This is a genomic window from Xenorhabdus budapestensis, assembly GCF_002632465.1.
Lineage (GTDB): Bacteria > Pseudomonadota > Gammaproteobacteria > Enterobacterales > Enterobacteriaceae > Xenorhabdus > Xenorhabdus budapestensis.
Genome location: NZ_NIBS01000005.1, coordinates 164,953 through 185,254, shown reverse-complemented (window position 1 = coordinate 185,254; position 20,302 = coordinate 164,953). Strand labels below are relative to the sequence as shown.

General features: G+C 50.6%; 4 protein-coding genes and 1 pseudogene. 3 read left to right on the top strand and 2 right to left on the bottom strand.

The genetic code is table 11. From position 1 onward, the window contains the following. Positions 1–39: 39 nt before the first annotated feature. A pseudogene (locus Xbud_RS07370) lies at positions 40–15,660 on the top strand (amino acid adenylation domain-containing protein); the annotation flags it as partial. A gap of 299 nt (positions 15,661–15,959) precedes the next feature. On the opposite strand, the gene Xbud_RS07365 reads toward Xbud_RS07370, so the two are convergent. Continuing rightward, positions 15,960–17,162: a BaiN/RdsA family NAD(P)/FAD-dependent oxidoreductase gene (locus Xbud_RS07365; protein ID WP_099135454.1), complete on the bottom strand. Its 1,203-nt coding sequence runs from the start codon at positions 17,160–17,162 to the stop codon at positions 15,960–15,962. A gap of 319 nt (positions 17,163–17,481) precedes the next feature. Here Xbud_RS07365 and pitA point away from each other — a divergent pair, with 319 nt between their 5' ends. Beyond that, positions 17,482–18,972: an inorganic phosphate transporter PitA gene (pitA, locus tag Xbud_RS07360; RefSeq protein ID WP_099135453.1), complete on the top strand. Its 1,491-nt coding sequence runs from the start codon at positions 17,482–17,484 to the stop codon at positions 18,970–18,972. A gap of 96 nt (positions 18,973–19,068) precedes the next feature. Here pitA and uspB read toward each other — a convergent pair whose 3' ends face one another. Beyond that, a complete protein-coding gene (gene uspB, locus Xbud_RS07355) occupies positions 19,069–19,395 on the bottom strand; it encodes a universal stress protein UspB (RefSeq protein WP_099135452.1) in 327 nt (108 codons plus the stop codon). A 342-nt stretch (positions 19,396–19,737) separates the two neighbouring features. Here uspB and uspA point away from each other — a divergent pair, with 342 nt between their 5' ends. Beyond that, a complete protein-coding gene (gene uspA / locus Xbud_RS07350) occupies positions 19,738–20,169 on the top strand; it encodes a universal stress protein UspA (protein ID WP_099135451.1) in 432 nt (143 codons plus the stop codon). The last annotated feature ends 133 nt before the right edge of the window (positions 20,170–20,302 follow it).

Below are 20,302 nucleotides of genomic sequence, written 5' to 3'. Positions count from 1 at the left end.
TGAGGTAGTAAGTAAATGAAAGACAGTATTACCAGCAAGGAAAATACCCTTAGAGTGGGGTTGTTGGAAACCTGGAACGCCACGGAAATCCCATATCCTAACCATGTATGTATTCATCAGTTGTTTGAACAACAAGTAGAGAAAACCCCGGCTGCCGCAGCGTTAATCGCCGGGGATCAGACCCTGAGCTATGCGGAACTGAACGCCCGGGCCAACTGGCTGGCTTGTCAACTGATTGAACAGGGGATTTGTCTGGGTGACCATGTAGCGATCCTGTTAGAACGCTCTATTGAACTGGTGGTGGCTCAGTTGGCTATCCTTAAGGCTGGTGCGGTTTATGTTCCTGTCGATCCCAACGTACCGGATGAACGGAAAAACTGGCTGATAAATGATTGTGCTGCCAAATTACTGCTGACTGATATGCAGATGGAGATCCCGGCTGAATTGGTTGTCCCGCGGCTCCGTTTTACCCGTGAGACAGAACCGATCCGGGAAGAAGAGCATCGCAATCTTGATTTATTGGGTGCCAGCGCCGAGCCAGCGTATATCATGTACACCTCTGGTTCGACTGGTATACCAAAAGGGGTCATTGTGCCTCACCGGGCTGTTGTCCGGTTGGTTATCAATAATGGCTATGCTGACATCGAACCCAATGACCGGATTGCTTTCGCCGCTAATCCGGCTTTCGATGCCAGCACCTTTGAAGTTTGGGCGCCGTTGCTTAATGGTGCTGCGCTGGTGGTTATTGATCATACCACGTTACTGACGCCGCGGGATTTTGTCCGGGCGTTACAGGCGCATCGCATTACGGTTCTGTGGATGAGTGTCGGGCTGTTTAATCGGCTGGCGGTGGAGCTGTCCCCAGTGCTGTCTCAACTTAAAATATTGCTGGTCGGAGGAGATGTCCTCGATCCGCATGTCATTGCTCAAGTGCTGCGTAAGAGCCCGCCACAACAGTTATTGAATGCCTACGGCCCGAGTGAGGGAACCACGTTTACCACGACCTACCATATTGACGCGTTAACATCGGGTACGACTTCTATTCCTATTGGTCGACCCATTGCCAACACCCGAATTTATTTGCTGGATACTGACGGTCAGCCGGTGCCATTGGGGATGACCGGTGAGATTTATATCGGGGGTGACGGCGTGGCCTGCGGTTATCTCAATCGCCCTGAATTGACCGCTGAACGCTTTCTCACAGATCCATTTAGCAATAAACCGAATGCGCGTATGTACCAAACCGGAGATTTGGCCCGCTATCTGCCGGACGGCAATCTGGAATTCCTGGGCCGTAATGATCAGCAGGTGAAAATCCGCGGTTTCCGGATTGAACCGAGGGAAATTGAAGCCCGACTGGTGGAATATCCGGCGATATGTGGAGCTGTGGTGCTGGCGTTAGGGGAGGGGCAGGACAAACAACTGGTTGCCTATGTGTTGACCCAAGAGAATGAGGGATTGGCCGCCCGCCTGCGTGAACACCTGAGTGCGCGGTTGCCGGATTATATGGTGCCGGTGGCCTTTGTGCGTCTGGATGAATTTCCATTGACGTCGAATGGTAAATTGGATCGCCGGGCGTTGCCGACTCCGGGCGAGGATGCCTTCGCCCGTCAGGTTTATGAAGCTCCGCTAGGAGAGATGGAGATTATTCTGGCGACCCTTTGGCGCGAATTACTGGGTATTGAGCGTATTAGCCGACATGACAGTTTCTTTGCGTTGGGCGGTCATTCTTTGCTTGGCGTACGGATGATTGAACGCCTGCGCAATCTGGGATTGACACTGGCCGCCCGTAACCTGTTCCAGTGCCCGGTGCTGTCAGAACTGGCCCAGACATTGGAGCAACATCAGGTTGTAGCGATACCGCCGAATGTTATTACGCCAGCGATCACCGCGCTGACGCCGGCAATGTTGCCGCTGATTGATCTGACCCAGTCGGAGATTGACCACATTGTTGAACAGGTGCCGGGCGGAATTACCAATATTCAGGATATCTATGCTCTGTCGCCGTTACAGGACGGTATCTTATTCCATCATCTGCTGGCGAAGGAAGCTGACCCCTATCTGCTGGCCTATCCGATGGTTTTTGCTGACCGGGCGCTGCTGGATCGCTATCTGGCGGCAGTGCAACAGGTGGTTGATCGCCATGATATCCTGCGGACCGCATTTATCTGGCAGGGTTTATCTGTACCGGCACAGGTGGTCTGGCGTCAAGCGCCTTTATCGGTCACTGAACTGACCCTGAACCCGGCTGACGGGCCAGTGGGTGAGCAATTGGCTCACCGTTTTGACCCACGTCAGTATCGTTTTGATCTGAGTCAGGCTCCGTTGTTACGTTTTGTAGTAGCACAAGAAGCAGTGGCGCAGGAAACTGATGGCCGCTGGCATGTGCTGCAATTGCAGCATCACCTGATTGGCGACCATACGACAATGGAAGTGATGCACCGTGAAGTGCAGGTCTGTCTTGCCGGACAGGATGACAACTTGCCAGTACCGACGCCTTTCCGCAATCTGGTGGCGCAGGCCCGGTTGAATGTCGATCAGGCAGAACATACCCGTTTCTTTACTAACATGCTGGCCGACGTGGATGAGCCGACGCTACCGTTTGGCCTAACTGAGGTGCATCGTGATGGTTCGCAGGTCACACAATCGCACCGGATGTTATCGCCGGAGTTAAACGACCGCCTTCGTCAGCAGGCAAAACGTCTGGGCGTCAGTGTGGCAACCTTGTGTCATCTGGCCTGGGCACAGGTGCTGTCACGAACCAGCGGGCAGAATAAAGTGGTGTTTGGCACGGTACTGTTCGGGCGCATGGCGGCGGGGGAAGGGGCTGACAGCGGCATGGGGCTGTTTATCAATACCTTACCGCTGCGGCTGGATTTGGATGATACCCCGGTACACGACAGTGTGCGGCTGGCACAGTCCCGGCTGGCCGGATTGCTGGATTATGAGCATGCTTCACTGGCGCTGGCTCAACGTTGTAGTGGGGTAGCGGGCGGCACGTCACTGTTTAGTGCCCTGTTGAACTACCGGCATAATGAGCAGCCGCTGATCCCACATGAAGTTGTACCGGGTATCGAATTTCTGGGTGAGCAGGAGCGAACCAACTATCCGTTTGTGCTGTCGGTAGAGGACGGGGGGTCTACTCTGGGACTGACTGCGCAGGTAGTACAGCCGTTTGAGCCGGATCGGGTATGCGGTTATATGCAACAGGCGCTGACAAGTCTGGCAGAAGCGCTGGAGCAGGCACCGGAAATGCCGATACGGGCACTGAACATTTTGTCTGAAACAGAGCGTGCATTATTGCTGGAAAGCTGGAACGCGACTGAAACACCGTATCCTGAACAGTTATGCATTCATCAGTTGATTGAACAACAGGTAGAAAAAACGCCTGACGCCACCGCGTTGGTGTATGAAGGACAAACCCTGAGCTATGCCGAATTGAATGCCGATGCCAATCGGCTGGCCCATCAATTGATTGCACTGGGAATCGCGCCGGATCAGCGGGTAGCGATCTGCATGGCAAACTCACCGGCACGGGTGGTGGGGGTGTTGGCGGTGCTGAAAGCCGGTGGCGCCTATGTGCCGCTGGACCCGGCTTATCCGGGGGAACGTCTGGCGCATATCCTGAATGATGCGGCCCCCTCAATAATATTGGTTGATGAGACCGGACGGGTAGCGTTGGGCGAGGAGGCGCTTGCCGAGCTGACTTTGCTTGATCCGAACACCCGGCTTGATCCGAACACCTTGCCTAATCAGCCGGACAGCAACCCGCAGATAGCGGCGCTGATTTCCCGTCATCTGGCCTATGTGATTTACACCTCCGGTTCTACCGGCGTGCCCAAAGGGGTGATGGTTGAACATCGGGGGTTGGTCAATCTTATTCGGGATAAAATTGTCCAGTTTGGTATTCATTCCGGTAACCGGGTATTGCAGTTCGCTTCATTTGGTTTCGATGCCAGTGTCTGGGAAACCATGATGGCGCTGACCGGTGGAGCCAGTTTGGTCATTCCGGCCGACACGGTTCGTCAGGATACGCACCGCCTCTGGCATTATCTGGAAGAGCAGGCGGTGACGCATGCTTGTTTGACTCCGGCTCTGCTACGGGATGGGGCTGATTTACCGGTGCTGACGATAAAGCCGACCGTGATACTGGGCGGTGAAGCGCCCAGCCCGGTGCTACTCCAGACATTGAGCCGTCAGGCCACACTGTTCAATGCCTATGGCCCGACAGAAATTACCGTGTGTGCCACTCACTGGCGTTGTCCGTGCTATACCGATACGGACTATACCGATGTGTTGGCACCTATTGGGCGTCCGACGGCGAATACCCGAGTTTATCTGCTGGATGACTACGGTCAGCCAGTGCCATTGGGGGCAGTAGGGGAGCTATATATCGGTGGTGTCGGTGTGGCACGTGGCTATCTTAATCTCCCTGACCTGACTGACGAACGTTTCCTGGCTGACCCGTTTAGTGATGCAATTGATGCGAGAATGTATCGCACCGGGGATTTGGCCCGTTATTTGCCGGATGGCAATCTGGTGTTTGTTGGCCGTAATGACCAGCAGATTAAAATCCGTGGATTCCGGATTGAGCCGGGGGAAATCGAAGCCCGGCTGACAGAATATCCTGCGGTGTGCGAAGCGTGGGTGCTGGCGCTGGGTGATGGGCAGGACAAACGTCTGGTTGCCTATGTCGTGGCGGAAGAAGATAGCGGATTAGCTGCCTGTTTGCGTGAACATCTGAGTGCTATTTTGCCTGATTATATGGTGCCAGCGGCTTTTGTGCGTCTGGACGCCTTCCCGCTGACGCCAAACGGCAAACTGGATCGGCGGGCGTTGCCGATGCCGGAGCAGAATGCCTTTGCCTGTCAGGTTTACGCAGCACCACAAGGGGAGACAGAAACTACATTGGCGGCTATCTGGAGTGAATTATTAGGCATTGAGCAGATCAGCCGGTATGACAACTTCTTTGCGTTGGGTGGTCATTCACTGTTGGCGGTACGGGTCATGAATCGTATCGCCGCTTTCGGTGTTGAACTGCCGCTAGGTGCCTTATTTACGTCACCGTCACTCGCGGCCTTTGCGGAGAAGATCAGCGCCCAGCGCAATGAGGGAAGGGATAGATTGTCTGAGATTATTCCCGTATCCCGTGATAATGCTTTACCGTTGTCATTCGCTCAACAGCGTTTGTGGTTCCTGGCGCAGTTTGATGGTGTCAGTGATACCTATCATATTCCGCTGGCACTGCACTTGCGTGGTAAGCTTAATATTACCGCCTGGCAGCAGGCGCTGAATCGTCTGTTTGCCCGCCACGAAGCGCTACGTTCAGTCTTTATTATGGCTGACGGTCAGCCTCAGGTTGAACTGTTACCGGCGGAGTTTGTTCTGCCGGTGAAGCAATACGAGCTGCGTAACACGCCTGAAATGGATGAGCAACTTAAGCTTTTGTGCGTACAGGAAACAGAAACACCGTTTGATCTTGCCCGTGGTCCCTTAATCCGTTGCGCGCTGATACAACGGGCCGATGAGGATTACGTCTTCTTGCTGACTCAGCATCACATTGTGTCTGATGGTTGGTCTTTAGGGATATTGAAATCAGAACTGAGCGCCCTTTATTCGGCTTGCTTGAATGAACAGCCTGATCCCTTGCCCGCGCTGGTTATTCAATATCCTGATTATGCCGCTTGGCAGCGTAAAGTATTCTCTGGTGAAGGGTTACAGGCGCAGAGTGATTACTGGCGCCGCACGCTGGCCGATGCCCCGGTACTGCTGGAATTGCCAACAGATCGGCCCCGTCCATCTCGGCAATCATTTATCGGCGGCCGGATACCTGTGCAGATTGATGCCACGTTAGTACAGGCCCTGAAACAGCTCGGACAACAACACGGCACCACATTATTTATGACATTGCTGACCGCCTGGGCGGCATTATTGTCGCGTCTGTCCGGGCAGGATGATCTGTTGATCGGCATACCGAGCGCTAACCGCAACCGACGGGAGCTAGAGCCGTTGATCGGATTCTTTGTCAATACCCTGGCATTGCGCATTGATTTGTCCGGTACACCAGATATGGTCACACTGCTCCAGCGTGTGCGGCAGACGATACTGGGCGCACAAGAGCATCAGGATCTGCCTTTCGAGCAGGTGGTTGAGATCGTACAACCGCCCCGCAGACCGGAATATACCCCGTTATTCCAGGTGATGTTTGCCTGGCAGGAGAGTGACACAGAAGAGTGGCAACTACCGGGATTAGCGGTGACGCCAGTCGTACAGGGATACGATATCGCTAAATTCGATCTGCAACTGGAATTGACGGAGAAGGCGGGTGAGGTTGTTGGGGAACTGAATTATTCTTCTGCCCTGTTCGACCCTGAAACGATTGAAAGACAGGTCGGCTATTTGCAAATCCTATTGCGGGCGATGGTGAACCATCCTCAACAATCAGTCACGATTGTGGATATTTTGTCATCCACTGAGCGAACATTATTGCTGGAAACCTGGAATGCTATCGTAGCGCCATATCCTGAACAGTTGTGTGTTCATCAGTTGGTTGAACAACAGGTAGAGAGAACCCCGGACGCCATAGCGGTAAAGTATGAAAACCAGACGCTCAACTATGCTGAATTGAATGCTCGCGCCAACCGATTAGCACATCAACTGATTGCATTAGGTGTAATACCAGACCAACCGGTAGCTATTTGTGTGACGCGATCACTGGAGAGAATAGTGGGATTGCTGGCGGTGTTGAAAGCGGGCGGGGCTTATGTGCCATTAGACCCTGCTTATCCGGGTGAACGTCTGGCTTATCTGCTCACTGATGCTGCGCCAACTATTTTGCTGGCGGATAATATTGGGCGGGCGGCACTGGGTGAAGAAGTACTGAAGACGCTAACTGTACTCGATCCACATGCCCTGCCAGATCAGCCGGACACCGATCAACCAGACCATAATCCGCAGGTCCCTGATCTCACCTCACGGCATCTGGCATATGTGATCTACACTTCCGGATCTACCGGCAGACCGAAGGGGGTGATGATTGAACATCAGAGTGTGGTTAACCTGACGCTGGAACAAATTGCCCAGTTTGATGTTGGTGTAACCAGCCGGATATTGCAGTTTGCCTCATTTGGCTTCGATGCCAGCGTCTGGGAAATCATGATGGCGTTGAGCAGTGGGGCTATGCTGGTTATTCCGACGGAAACCATTCGGCAAGACCCTTACCGTCTCTGGCATTTTCTGGAAGAGCAATCGGTGACGCACGCTTGTTTGACACCCGCCATGTTCCACAATGGCGACGGTTTGCCGGAGGTAGCCATAAGACCTACATTAATGTTCGCAGGAGAAGCGCCGGCTACCGCCTTGTTTCAGACATTGTGCAGCCGGGTGGATTTGTTCAACGCTTATGGCCCGACGGAAATCACCGTTTGCGCCACCGCTTGGAACTGCCCGTCAGACTATACAGGGGGATTAATTCCCATCGGTAGACCGACCGTTAACAAACGTGTCTATCTGTTGGACAAACATGGTCAACCAGTGCCGCTGGGCGCAGTAGGTGAGTTATATATTGGTGGTGTGGGTGTGGCCCGTGGCTATCTCAATCGTCCTGAGCTCACTGCCGAACGTTTCCTGACGGATCCGTTTAGTGATGACGCCGATGCCCGGATGTATCGCACCGGGGATTTAGCCCGTTACCTGCCGGATGGCAATCTGGTGTTTGTCGGTCGTAATGACCAGCAAGTTAAAATCCGTGGTTTCCGTATCGAGCCGGGGGAAATCGAGGCGCACCTGACCGAATATCCGGCGGTGAGTGAAGCGTTGGTACTGGCGTTGGGTGACGGTCAGGATAAGCGTTTAGTTGCCTATGTAGTAGCAAATAATCTAGTGGCAAATGATGTAGTGGCAGAAGCGGATAACGGGCTGGCCGCCAGTCTGCGTGAATATCTGAGTGCTATTTTACCGGATTATATGGTTCCGGCAGCTTTTGTGCGTCTGAATGAATTCCCATTGACACCGAACGGTAAATTGGATCATCGGGCGTTGCCAGCGCCTGATCAACATGCTTTTGCCCGTCAGGTTTACGAAGCGCCGCAAGGGGAAATTGAGAGCGCACTCGCCACTATCTGGAGTGAATTGCTGGAGGTTGAGCAAATTAGCCGGCACGACAGTTTCTTTGCACTGGGTGGTCATTCGCTGCTTGCTGTGCGGATGATTGAACGTTTGCGGTGTATGGGGCTGGGCGTATCGGTCCAAACGCTATTCGAGCATCCGACACTTAGTGTTTTGGCCCAGTCTCTGGCTCAACATTGTGAAGTCAGAGTACCTGACAACTGCATTACACCGGATATTATTACGCTGACGCCAGAAATGTTGCCGTTGATTAATCTGACTCAGCCTGAAATTGACCACATCGTTGAACAAATTTCGGGCGGGATTGCCAACATTCAGGATATCTATGCCCTGTCACCGCTACAGGATGGCATTCTATTCCACCATTTGTTGGCAAACGAAGGCGATCCTTATCTGCTGATAACCCAACAGGCTTTTGTGGATCGGTCTTTGCTGGATCGTTATCTGGCCGCGGTACAACAGGTGGTTGACCGCCATGATATTCTGCGTACCGCTTTTATCTGGGAGGGATTATCAGCTCCGGCTCAGGTGGTTTGTCGTCAAGTTCCCTTATTCATCACAGAATTGGCACTCAATCCAGCTGACGGATCGATCAGTGACCAACTGACCCAACGCTTTGATCCACGCCAGCATCGTATTGACCTGAGTAAAGCCCCGTTGTTGCGCTTTGTCATTGCTCAGGATACCGATGGCCGCTGGATCCTGCTGCAACTGTTGCATCACCTGATTGGCGACCATACCACGCTGGAAGTGATGAACAGAGAAGTGCAGGCCTATCTTACCGGACGGGGAGACAGCTTGCCTGCTCCGATACCTTTTCGTACTTTGGTGGCCCAGGCTCAACTGGGAATCAGTCAGGAAGAACATACCCGTTTCTTTACCGATATGCTGGCGGCGGTGGATGAGCCGACATTGCCGTTCGGATTGACGGAAGTACACCATGACGGCTCGCAGGTAACGGAATCGCACAGAATGCTGACACCTGCACTGAATAACCGTCTGCGTAATCAGGCCCGGCGTTTGGGCGTCAGTGTGGCGGCGCTGTGTCATTTGGCGTGGGCGCAAGTGTTATCGCGTACCAGTGGTCAGAAGCACGTGGTGTTTGGCACGGTACTGTTTGGACGTATGCAGGCTGGCGAAGGCGCCAATAATGGCATGGGACTGTTTATTAATACCCTGCCGTTACGATTGGATATGGATGAAACCCCGGTACGGGAGAGTGTACAGATCGCCCATAGCCGATTGGCGGGGTTATTAGCGCATGAACATACATCACTGGCGCTGGCTCAACGTTGCAGCGGGGTAGCCAGTGGGACACCGCTATTCAATGCGCTGTTGAATTACCGACATAATACCCAGCCGGTCACGCCGGATGAAATCATCAGTGGAATTGAATTTCTTGGGGCACAGGAGCGGACCAACTACCCGTTTGTGTTGTCGGTAGAAGATGGTGGTTCCAATTTGGGGCTGACTGCTCAGGTAGTACAACCCTTTGATCCGGAAAGGATATGCGGTTATATGCAGCAGGCTCTGGAGAGCCTGGCAGAGGTGCTTGAGCAGGCGCCGGAAACGCCGATACAGATGTTGGAAATTCTGCCGGAAACGGAGCGTGCATTGTTGCTGAAAACCTGGAATGCGCCCGAAACATCTTATCCTGACCAACTGTGCATTCATCAGCTGTTTGAACAACAGGTAGAGAATGCCCCAGACGCCATAGCGTTGGTATATGAAAACCAATCCATTAGCTATGCGGAATTGAATATCCGTGCTAACTGGCTGGCGCATCAGCTTATTGCGCTGGATGTCGTGCCGGATCAACGGGTGGCGATTTGCGTGGCAAGTTCACCGGCGCGGATCGTGGGGCTGTTGGCAATATTGAAAGCGGGTGGTGCCTACGTGCCGCTGGATCCCGCTTATCCGGGTGAGCGTCTGATTCATATTTTGACCGATGCTGCACCGGCTATTTTGTTGGCAGATAATACCGGGCGTGCCGCACTGGGTGAAGAAGCACTGGCGAAATTAACCGTACTTGACCCGAATACCCTGCCTGATCAGCCGGATACCGATCAACCAGATAATAACCCACAAATCGCGGCATTGACCTTCTGTCATCTGGCTTATGTGATTTACACCTCCGGCTCGACGGGTATGCCGAAAGGGGTGATGGTTGAACATTGCGGGCTGGTCAATCTTATCCGGGATAAAATCTCCCAGTTCGCCATTCATTCCCATAGCCGGATGTTGCAATTTGCTTCATTTGGTTTCGATGCCAGTGTCTGGGAAATTATGATGACATTAGGCAGTGGCGCCAGCCTGGTTATTCCTGACGATGCGGTTCGTCAGGATCCGCGCCGCCTCTGGCATTATCTGGAAGAGCAGGCGGTGACGCACGCTTGTTTGACTCCGGCCCTGCTGCGCGATGGTGCAGATTTACCGACGATGACCATCAAACCAACATTAATACTGGGTGGTGAGGCTCCCAGTGTGGCCTTGCTTCAGGCACTGCGTGGCCGGGCAAGGGTATTCAATGCTTATGGCCCGACAGAAATCACCGTTTGTGCCACCGTCTGGCGTTGTCCATCAGACTATCAGGGTGGATTCATTCCTATTGGACGTCCGACGGCTAACACCCGTATTTATCTGCTGGATGCCCTCAGTCAGCCGGTGCCTTTGGGAGCAGTGGGTGAACTGTATATTGGGGGGACCGGTGTTGCACGTGGCTATCTCAATCGTCCTGAACTGACCAGAGAACGATTTTTGGCTGATCCGTTTAGTGATGACACTGATGCCCGGATGTATCGCACCGGGGATTTGGTTCGCTACCTGCCGGACGGCAATCTGGTATTTGTTGGTCGTAATGACCAGCAGATTAAAATCCGTGGTTTTCGGATTGAACCGGGGGAAATTGAAGCTCGGCTGACAGAACATGCCGCGGTACGTGAAGCACAGGTATTGGCACTGGGTGATGGGCAAGACAAACGTCTGGTTGCCTATGTAGTGGTAGAAACGGTGGTGGTAGAAACGGTAGCGGCAGAAGCGGATGACAGACTGGTTAACCGTCTGCGTGAACATCTGAGCGCGTCATTGCCTGACTACATGATACCGGCGGCCTTTGTCCGTCTGGATGTCTTCCCGCTGACCCCTAACGGTAAACTGGATCGCCGGGCGTTACCGGTGCCGGGGAAGGAAGCCTTTGTGCGCCAGACTTACGCGGCGCCACAAGGGGAAATGGAAACCGCACTCGCCGCTATTTGGCATGACTTACTGGGCGTCGAGCAGATAAGCCGGTATGACAGCTTTTTTGCATTAGGCGGTCATTCATTGCTCGCGGTACGCATGGTCGAACGTTTGCGTAACTTGGGTTTAACGCTGGCAGTACGTGACCTGTTCCAGTCTCCTGTACTGTCTGAACTGGCTCAAACCTTGAAACTGAATCAGGGCGAAGGTGTGCCTGCCAACGTTATTACACCAGCAACGACGGCGTTGACACCGGAAATGTTACCGTTGATTGACCTCACTCAGCCTGAGATTGATCACATCATCGAACAAATACCGGGCGGGATTACCAATATTCAGGATATCTATGCGTTGTCGCCGTTACAGGACGGTATTCTGTTCCACCATCTATTGGCAAATGAAGGCGACCCATATTTGCTGGCTGGTCAGATGGCTTTTGCGGATCGGCTTTTGTTGGACCGTTATCTGGCTGCGGTTCAACAGGTCATTGACCGCCATGACATCCTGCGTACCGCTTTTATCTGGGAAGGATTATCTGTTCCTGCTCAGGTGGTTTGCCGTCAAGTGCGATTGTCGGTGACTGAATTGACACTGGATCCCGCTGACGGGCCAGTCAGTGACCAGTTAGCTCAATATTTTGATCCGCGCCGACATCGTATTGATTTAGGACAGGCGCCGTTGCTGCGCTTTGTCGTGGCACCGGAGACCGATGGTCGCTGGATTGTACTGCAACTGATGCATCATCTGATTGGTGACCATACCGCGTTGGATGTGATGAGCAACGAAGTTCAGGCCTATCTTGACGGACAGGAAAACGTTCTACCTGAAAACAACCTGCCTGCACCGACACCTTTCCGCAATCTGGTGGCGCAGGCCCGGCTGGGGGTAAGTCAGGAGCAGCATGTTCGCTTCTTTACCGACATGTTGGCTGAGGTGGATGAGCCTACGTTGCCGTTCGGATTGACAGAGGTTCATCATGATGGCTCGCAAATTACAGAATCGCACCGGATGTTGACCGCAGAGCTGAATGACCGCTTACGCGGCCAGGCCCGGCGTCTGGGCGTTAGCCTGGCCGCCTTGTGTCATCTGGCCTGGGCGCAGGTGTTGTCGCGTACCAGCGGACAGGAACAAGTGGTATTCGGCACGGTATTGTTCGGACGCATGGCAGCCGGTGAAGGTGCAGACAATGGTATGGGACTGTTTATCAATACGTTGCCGCTACGACTGGATATGGATAATACCCCGGTACAGGACAGTGTACAGGTGGCACATCGCTGGCTGGCGGGATTGTTGACACATGAACATGCGTCACTGGCGCTGGCTCAACGTTGCAGTGGGGTGCATGGTGGAACCCCACTGTTCAGTACCTTGCTGAACTACCGACACAACGCATTGCCGACGGCTTCAAATGAAATCATGGACGGTGTTGAATTCCTTGGTGCACAGGAGCGGACCAACTATCCGTTTACGCTATCAGTGGAAGATTTTGGTGAAGCACTGGGTTTAACCGCGCAAATTGTCCAGCCATTTGATCCGGAGCGGGTATCTGGTTATATGCAACAGGCACTGGAAAGTTTGGTGGAGGCACTGGAACAGACCCCGGAAACGCCGGTGCGGATGCTGGAAATCCTGCCTGAGACAGAAAAGAATTTGCTGCTGAAAATCTGGAACGCAACTGAAACAGCGTATCCTGACCAACTGTGCATTCATCAACTGTTTGAACAACAAGTGGGGAAAAACCCTGATGCCACAGCGTTGATATATGAAGAGCAAACCTTCAGTTATGCGGAGCTGAACGGCTGTGCTAACCGGCTGGCTCATCAATTAATTGAACTGGGTGTGCAGCCTGATCAACGGGTGGCAATTTGTGTGAAGCGTTCACCATCAAGGATAGTGGGGCTGTTGGCAGTACTGAAAGCGGGTGGCGCCTACGTACCACTGGACCCCGCCTATCCGGGGGATCGTTTAGCTTATATGCTGAATGATGCCGCCCCGTTGGTGGTACTGGCGGATAATACCGGGCGTGCGGCACTGGGTGAAGAAGCGCTGGCGAAATTAACTGTACTTGACCCGAATACCCTGCCTGACCAGTCGGACAACAACCCGCAGATTCCTGCGTTAACTTCACGGCATCTAGCCTATGTGATTTATACTTCCGGCTCGACCGGAATGCCGAAAGGGGTGATGGTTGAACATCGTGGATTGGTCAACCTTATCCGGGATAAAATCAGCCAGTTTGATATTCATTCCCATAGCCGGATGTTGCAATTCGCCTCATTTGGTTTCGATGCCAGCGTCTGGGAAATCATGATGGCATTGTGTGGTGGTGCCACTCTGGATATTCCTGCCGACACAGTTCGTCAGGATCCGCTCCGCCTTTGGCATTATCTGAAAGAACAGGCGGTGACTCATGCCTGCCTGACACCCGCTCTGCTGCGGGATGGTGCGGATTTACCGGAGATAAACATAAGACCAACATTGATACTGGGCGGAGAGGCTCCCAGTGCGGCGTTACTCCAGGCTCTGCGTGGACGGGCTACGCTGTTCAATGCTTATGGCCCGACAGAAATCACGGTATGTGCCACCACCTGGCGTTGTCCGGTAGATTATATTGATACATTAATTCCTATCGGACGTCCGACGGCCAACACTTGTATTTATCTGCTGGATGCCTGCGGTCAGCCGGTTCCATTGGGAGCAGTAGGAGAATTGTATATTGGTGGTGACGGTGTAGCGCGCGGCTATCTCAACCGTCCTGAGCTGACCGCTGAACGTTTCCTGGCTGATCCGTTTAGTCAGACACCGGATGCACGGATGTACCGAACCGGGGATTTGGCCCGCTACTTGTCGGATGGTAACCTGATATTTGTTGGTCGTAACGACCAGCAAGTTAAAATCCGGGGATTCCGCATTGAACCGGGTGAGATCGAAGCCCGGCTGACAGAGTACCCGGCGGTGCGGGAAGCGATCGTACTGGCTCTGGGTGAAGGGCAGGATAAACGTCTGGTGGCTTATGTGGTAGCGCCAGCGGATGATGGATTGGTTACCTGTTTGTACAGCCATCTGAGAGCACGGTTGCCCGACTACATGATACCAGCGGCTTTTGTACGTCTGGACGCATTCCCGCTGACCCCTAACGGTAAGCTAGATCGTCGGGCACTGCCGGAGCCTGATCAGAATGCCTTTGCTCATCAAGCCTATGAAGCGCCACAGGGGGAGGTTGAGATCGCATTGGCTGCTATCTGGCGTGAATTGCTGGAGGTTGAGCAAATAGGCCGGTATGACAATTTCTTTGCGTTGGGTGGACACTCGCTGCTTGCTATGCGGATGATAAACCTTGCCGCAGGTCGTGGTTTGATGTGTACATTGAATAACCTATTTCAATTCCCGGTGCTGGCTGAACTGGTAGCAAAAATCACATTAGATCCACTGCCTCAGCCGCAAAACAGTGCGATACCTGTGCGGCCATCCGGGATGGAACCACCGCTATTCTTTGTGCCCAGTGGCATGGATGATTACTCCTATGTATTTGGATTGGCTCAACATATTCAGTCAGACTATCCGATTTATGCCTTGCCCTGGCCGTCCATCAATGAAGAGCAGGTATCGACTATTGAAGCGTTGGCCACCAAAATGATCACCTTTATGAAGGCGGTTCAACCGGAAGGCCGATACCGGATCTACGGTTACTCTTCTGGTGGTGTACTGGCTTATGCCATTGCCCAGCAACTTTTGAACGCCGGTGAGACCGTTGATTTCCTGGGTTTGATTGATACGCCTGCCCCTCACTGCTTCAAGCAGCAGGTCATTCAACCAAAACTCCAGTTTCTTGCTGAACTGGCAAAACAGTCGGGCGGGGAACATGAAGAGGAGATTGCGGTATTGCATCAGAGAATCGATAAACTGAATTTGGTGCAATTTATTGCCGCGGCGCAAGAACTGGAACTGTACCCGGCCAACCTGCGTCCTGACTTGATCGCAAAACGTTGGGAACAGATGGGAAATTATGTGCAAATGGTTAAAGAATATGAACCACAAGCCTTGGCGATAACACTCCATCAGTTCTATGCGATAGAATCTTATCCGCAGATCCCTTTCGTTACGGAAGCTACATTACCCTCCTTGAGTATGGAACCGTCGTTAGGCTGGAAACAGGTCGTGCCTGATTCTTCGCTCCAGCTAACATCTGTACCGGGCGACCACTTTAGCCTGATGGAGGATAGTGAAAATAAAACCATTTTGGCTAAAACCTTAAGTATGGCGTTGGCAATGAATTGTGAAGCCGAGGCGGTGTAATGTCAGTGATATTGCAGGAATAGCAAGCGATTATTGACGGCGATATTGTCCGGCTAAAGATGTTTATAATGGCCGGACATCTCTTCCCAAATAGAATTAAGGTAAAGAACCCGCCAATTTGCGCTTATCGTTAAACCGATAAAATGTACGACGCCGATGTGTCAGTGGCGCTGAATCGAAGGTCACAGACGCGGTTCTGGAACAAGTCCCGGATTGGCAAAATCGCCATCTGGAATGGACTCCATCCAACGAAATAGATTACGCTAAATTTGTATTTTTTTTGTATATTTATCAATGCATTATTGTCTTTCCATACATGATAAAGCCTGCGCACAAGCCCATGCAGAACTCCATGCCCATTGGAAGTTATACCCGCCAAGCCAGCCGGTAACATCAACAACTTCGCCAATAAAATACAATCCTTTGACCTTGTGGGATCCCATTGTTTTCGATGACAGCTCATTGGTGTCCACACCGCCAAGAGTAACTTCTGCCGTACGATATCCTTCCGTACCATTTGGTTGTACTTGCCAACATTGCAGGGTAGTGATCAGCTCTTTTTTCTGTGTCAGGTTAAGTTGTTTCAGAGAGAGTTCCGGTAGTTGACCAAGAGACTGCAAACATTCCACCAGACGTTTGGGTAGCAGTTTGGCAAGAGTATTTTTCAAACTTTGGTTAGGATGGGATTCTCGCTCCTTATCGAGGAAGATATCTAAGTCTGTATCAGGAAGTAAGTTAATACTCACGTACTCACCGGGCTGCCAATAACTGGAGATCTGTAAAATCGCGGGACCGGAAAGTCCGCGATGGGTAAACAGGATATTTTCTCTGAACACGGTGCCATCTTTCGCGGTGACAACCGAAGGAACCGCAACACCGGAGAGGGTTTGCAGTTGTTCCAGCAATGGTTTATGCAAGGTAAAGGGCACTAATGCCGCACGGGTCGGCAGGATATTAAGACCGAACTGTTCCGCGATGCGATAACCTAAAGGAGAAGCTCCCAATCCGGGCATGGATAGTCCACCAGATGCGACAACAAGTGAGTGCGTACTTACTTTTTTCCCCGATACGAAAACCTCAAATTCCTGTTCATGTTTCTCGATTTGTGTCACTTCGCTGCGTAGCCGGATTGTCACCTGACCTGCTTCACACTCCTGCAAAAGCAGATCGACAATTTGTTGGGCAGAGTCGTCACAAAAAAGCTGTCCTAACGTTTTTTCGTGATAGGCAATTCTATAACGTTGTACCAAGTCAATAAAATCCCACTGTGTATAGCGAGCAAGTGCTGACTTACAAAAATGTGGATTGGCAGAAAGATAGGCAGCAGGTTCAGTATACATATTGGTGAAGTTACAGCGCCCGCCTCCGGACATCAAAATTTTACGGCCTGCTTTTTTACCGTTATCCAGCACCAGAACGTTCAATCCTGCCTGCCCTGCTTGTGCAGCACAAAACAAGCCAGCCGCGCCAGCACCAATAATCACTACATCAAATTTTTCCATTAGTTTGTTGTCTCTATCTTGCTGAATTACTTTCTTGCCGGATCACTTTGCAGGAAATAAACTTCATTGTGGAGGGACTATCTGCGAAATGCAGAGAAAAATCAGCATTTGTTTGAACTTTTATCGTGACAAGTCATTTTTCATCAAAAAAATATCAAAACATAGAAATTATGTAATATATTGATATATATTATGAAAATGATTAATTTCTGTCGGTTTATTGTCATTAAATCAAAAAAAGGTCATATTTCTCTTTTCCCGCCAGCGTTTGTCACTGATAATGCGCCGCGTTCATGTCCTACTAACTGGCTTAACGTTTATGCTACATCTGTTTACTGGCCTGGATTTTTATACCGGCCTTATGTTAGTACTTGCTCTGTTGTTTGTGCTTTTCTATGAAGCCATCAATGGGTTTCATGATACCGCAAATGCAGTAGCAACTGTTATTTATACCCGCGCTATGCGTTCGCAATTTGCCGTTGTCATGGCAGGGGTTTTTAACTTTTTTGGGGTCCTCCTTGGTGGATTAAGTGTCGCTTACGCGATTGTGCATCTATTACCTACAGATCTTCTGCTGAATGTCAGCTCAAACCATGGTTTAGCGATGGTTTTTTCCATGCTGCTGGCGGCAATTATCTGGAACCTGGGCACATGGTATTTCGGCATTCCGGCATCCAGCTCTCATACGTTGATTGGTTCCATTATCGGTATTGGCCTGACCAATGCGATAGTGACCAGCTCTTCTGTTGTTGAGGCGCTTAATATTCCGAAGATGATACAGATTTTTATGTCGTTGATTCTGTCTCCTTTGATTGGTTTGGTGATTGCAGGAGTGATGGTCTTTTTACTGCGCCGTTACTGGAGCGGAACTAAAAAGCGCCGTCGTATCCATATGACTCCGGCTGAACGTGAAAAGCAGGATGGTAAACGTAAACCACCATTCTGGACACGGACTGCACTAATCCTTTCTGCTGTTGGTGTGAGTTTTTCTCATGGCGCAAATGATGGCCAGAAGGGTATCGGTCTGATCATGTTGGTATTGATTGGTGTCGCGCCTGCTGGCTTTGTTGTCAATATGAACTCAACAAGCTACGACATTGCCCGCACCCATGATGCAGTTGTTCATTTACACCAGTATTATGAACAACATGCTCCTGCGCTTTCTCATGCGATTGAGCTAACTCCGGCTGTATCCGCGGTTGAAGACCAACTGGATATGACTTTCCACTGTGATAGTTCACGTGCGTTGGTGGTGCTGAATAACGCGGAAACAATGTTGGGAAGCATCCAGAACTTTAATCAGTTGACCCCAGACCAACGTAACAATATGCGTCGTATGCTGATGTGTATTGCTGATACTGCGGGAACAGTGGCTAAACTGCCTGAAACCAGTATGGAAGATGCACGTTTCCTGCATAAATTGCGTAAAGATCTGCTGAATACCGTTGAATATGCGCCAATGTGGATCATTATCGCTGTGGCTCTTGCCCTGTCTCTGGGGACAATGGTTGGTTGGAAACGGGTTGCTGTCACTATTGGTGAGAAAATCGGTAAAAAAGGCATGACATATGCCCAGGGAGTTTCAGCTCAGGTTACAGCAGCAGTGTCGATTGGGGTTGCCAGTTATACGGGGATGCCAGTATCGACAACGCAGGTTCTCTCTTCTGCGGTAGCAGGTACAATGCTGGTTGATGGTGGTGGTGTTCAAAGTAAGACTATCAAAAATATCATGCTGGCGTGGGTACTGACGTTGCCTATTTCAATTGCATTGTCAGGCTGCTTGTACTGGATTGCTCTGCAACTGATCTAATCGTTTTTAGGAAAAAGGGTTGAGCTATATTCATCAACCCTTTTTATTGCACTTTATCATTTTCACATTCTCTTTCCTTTGCCGTTGCTATTACTCTCAAGCAATTACTATCAGACACAGTAAAACAATCCCACATAACACACTCGTCAATATAAATTGTTTCCGTAGCCTTTCGCAGAAAAAGATAACATCGGTACTGTGATGGTTGAGGTAGCTTTGCGAATTGATGTAGTGTATCAGCCGAATATGTTTACCAAACTGACCATTAGCAGTAAAAAAACCATTACCATCAATAGATTGGTATAGCATCGGATCTGCCTGGCGCAAAATAGATAATAATACGCGGAGCGAAGAGACGTAGCGTAATATATTGATAATACAGATAGTGCAAATTGCCCAAAAGAATGCAACCATACTGAACATATTTCCCCCTCCTTAGAGCGGCAATGAAATACCAGATTAAGAATTCATCTCAAAAGATAGCAATATGAATAATCACTGTATTAAATTTTAGGAGGAAATGGCGTATTAGAAAAGTCAAACGACCGTGAAAAATAGGTTCAAAACAAGGAATGTGATGCTGATAAGGTTTTAATATTACTGTAGTGTTGTAAGCAGATATCTGTGTTTTCAAATGGTTAAAAAAATAAAGTAACAAGTTGTGATCACAACAACACTCGAAAGAGACCTCAAGCAGTTATAGTATAAGCATAGAATCATGGCGTTTAATGTCGCCAATCCATTTTATGGAAGGAGTTCACTTATATGGCTTACAAACATATCCTTGTTGCAGTTGATCTATCTCCAGAAAGCAGGATCTTGGTGGACAAAGCGGTTTTATTGGCAAAACCATACAATGCCAAAGTTTCCTTGATCCATGTTGATGTTAACTACTCTGATCTTTATACCGGTCTAATTGACGTGAATCTTGGTGATATGCAAGAGCGTATTGCTGATGAAACCCGTAATTCTCTGAAAGAGCTATCTGCCAATTCAAGCTATGAAATTCAGGAAACACTGAGTGGCAGCGGTGACTTAGGGCAAGTTCTTGTTGATGCTATCAAGCAATATGATATGGATTTAGTTGTGTGCGGTCATCATCAGGATTTTTGGAGCAAGCTAATGTCTTCGGCACGTCAGCTTATTAACACAGTTCATGTTGATATGCTGATTATTCCATTACGTGATGAAGATTAATCTTCGGTTAAAATTGGATTCTGTGAAATCGTCTGCTTGTGCAGGCGATTTTTTTTGCCTAAGAAAAGATGATGACTCTTTTAATGATACTTTTTGGAAACTGTTAGAATTATTTTTAACAAAAATTATAAAA

Excerpts from the sequence above, each read along its gene's own strand:
- Xbud_RS07365 (WP_099135454.1), bottom strand. The coding sequence starts at position 17,162 with ATGGAAAAATTTGATGTAGTGATTATTGGTGCTGGCGCGGCTGGCTTG.
- uspB (WP_099135452.1), bottom strand. The coding sequence starts at position 19,395 with ATGTTCAGTATGGTTGCATTCTTTTGGGCAATTTGCACTATCTGTATT.
- uspA (WP_099135451.1), top strand. The coding sequence starts at position 19,738 with ATGGCTTACAAACATATCCTTGTTGCAGTTGATCTATCTCCAGAAAGC.
- pitA (WP_099135453.1), top strand. The coding sequence starts at position 17,482 with ATGCTACATCTGTTTACTGGCCTGGATTTTTATACCGGCCTTATGTTA.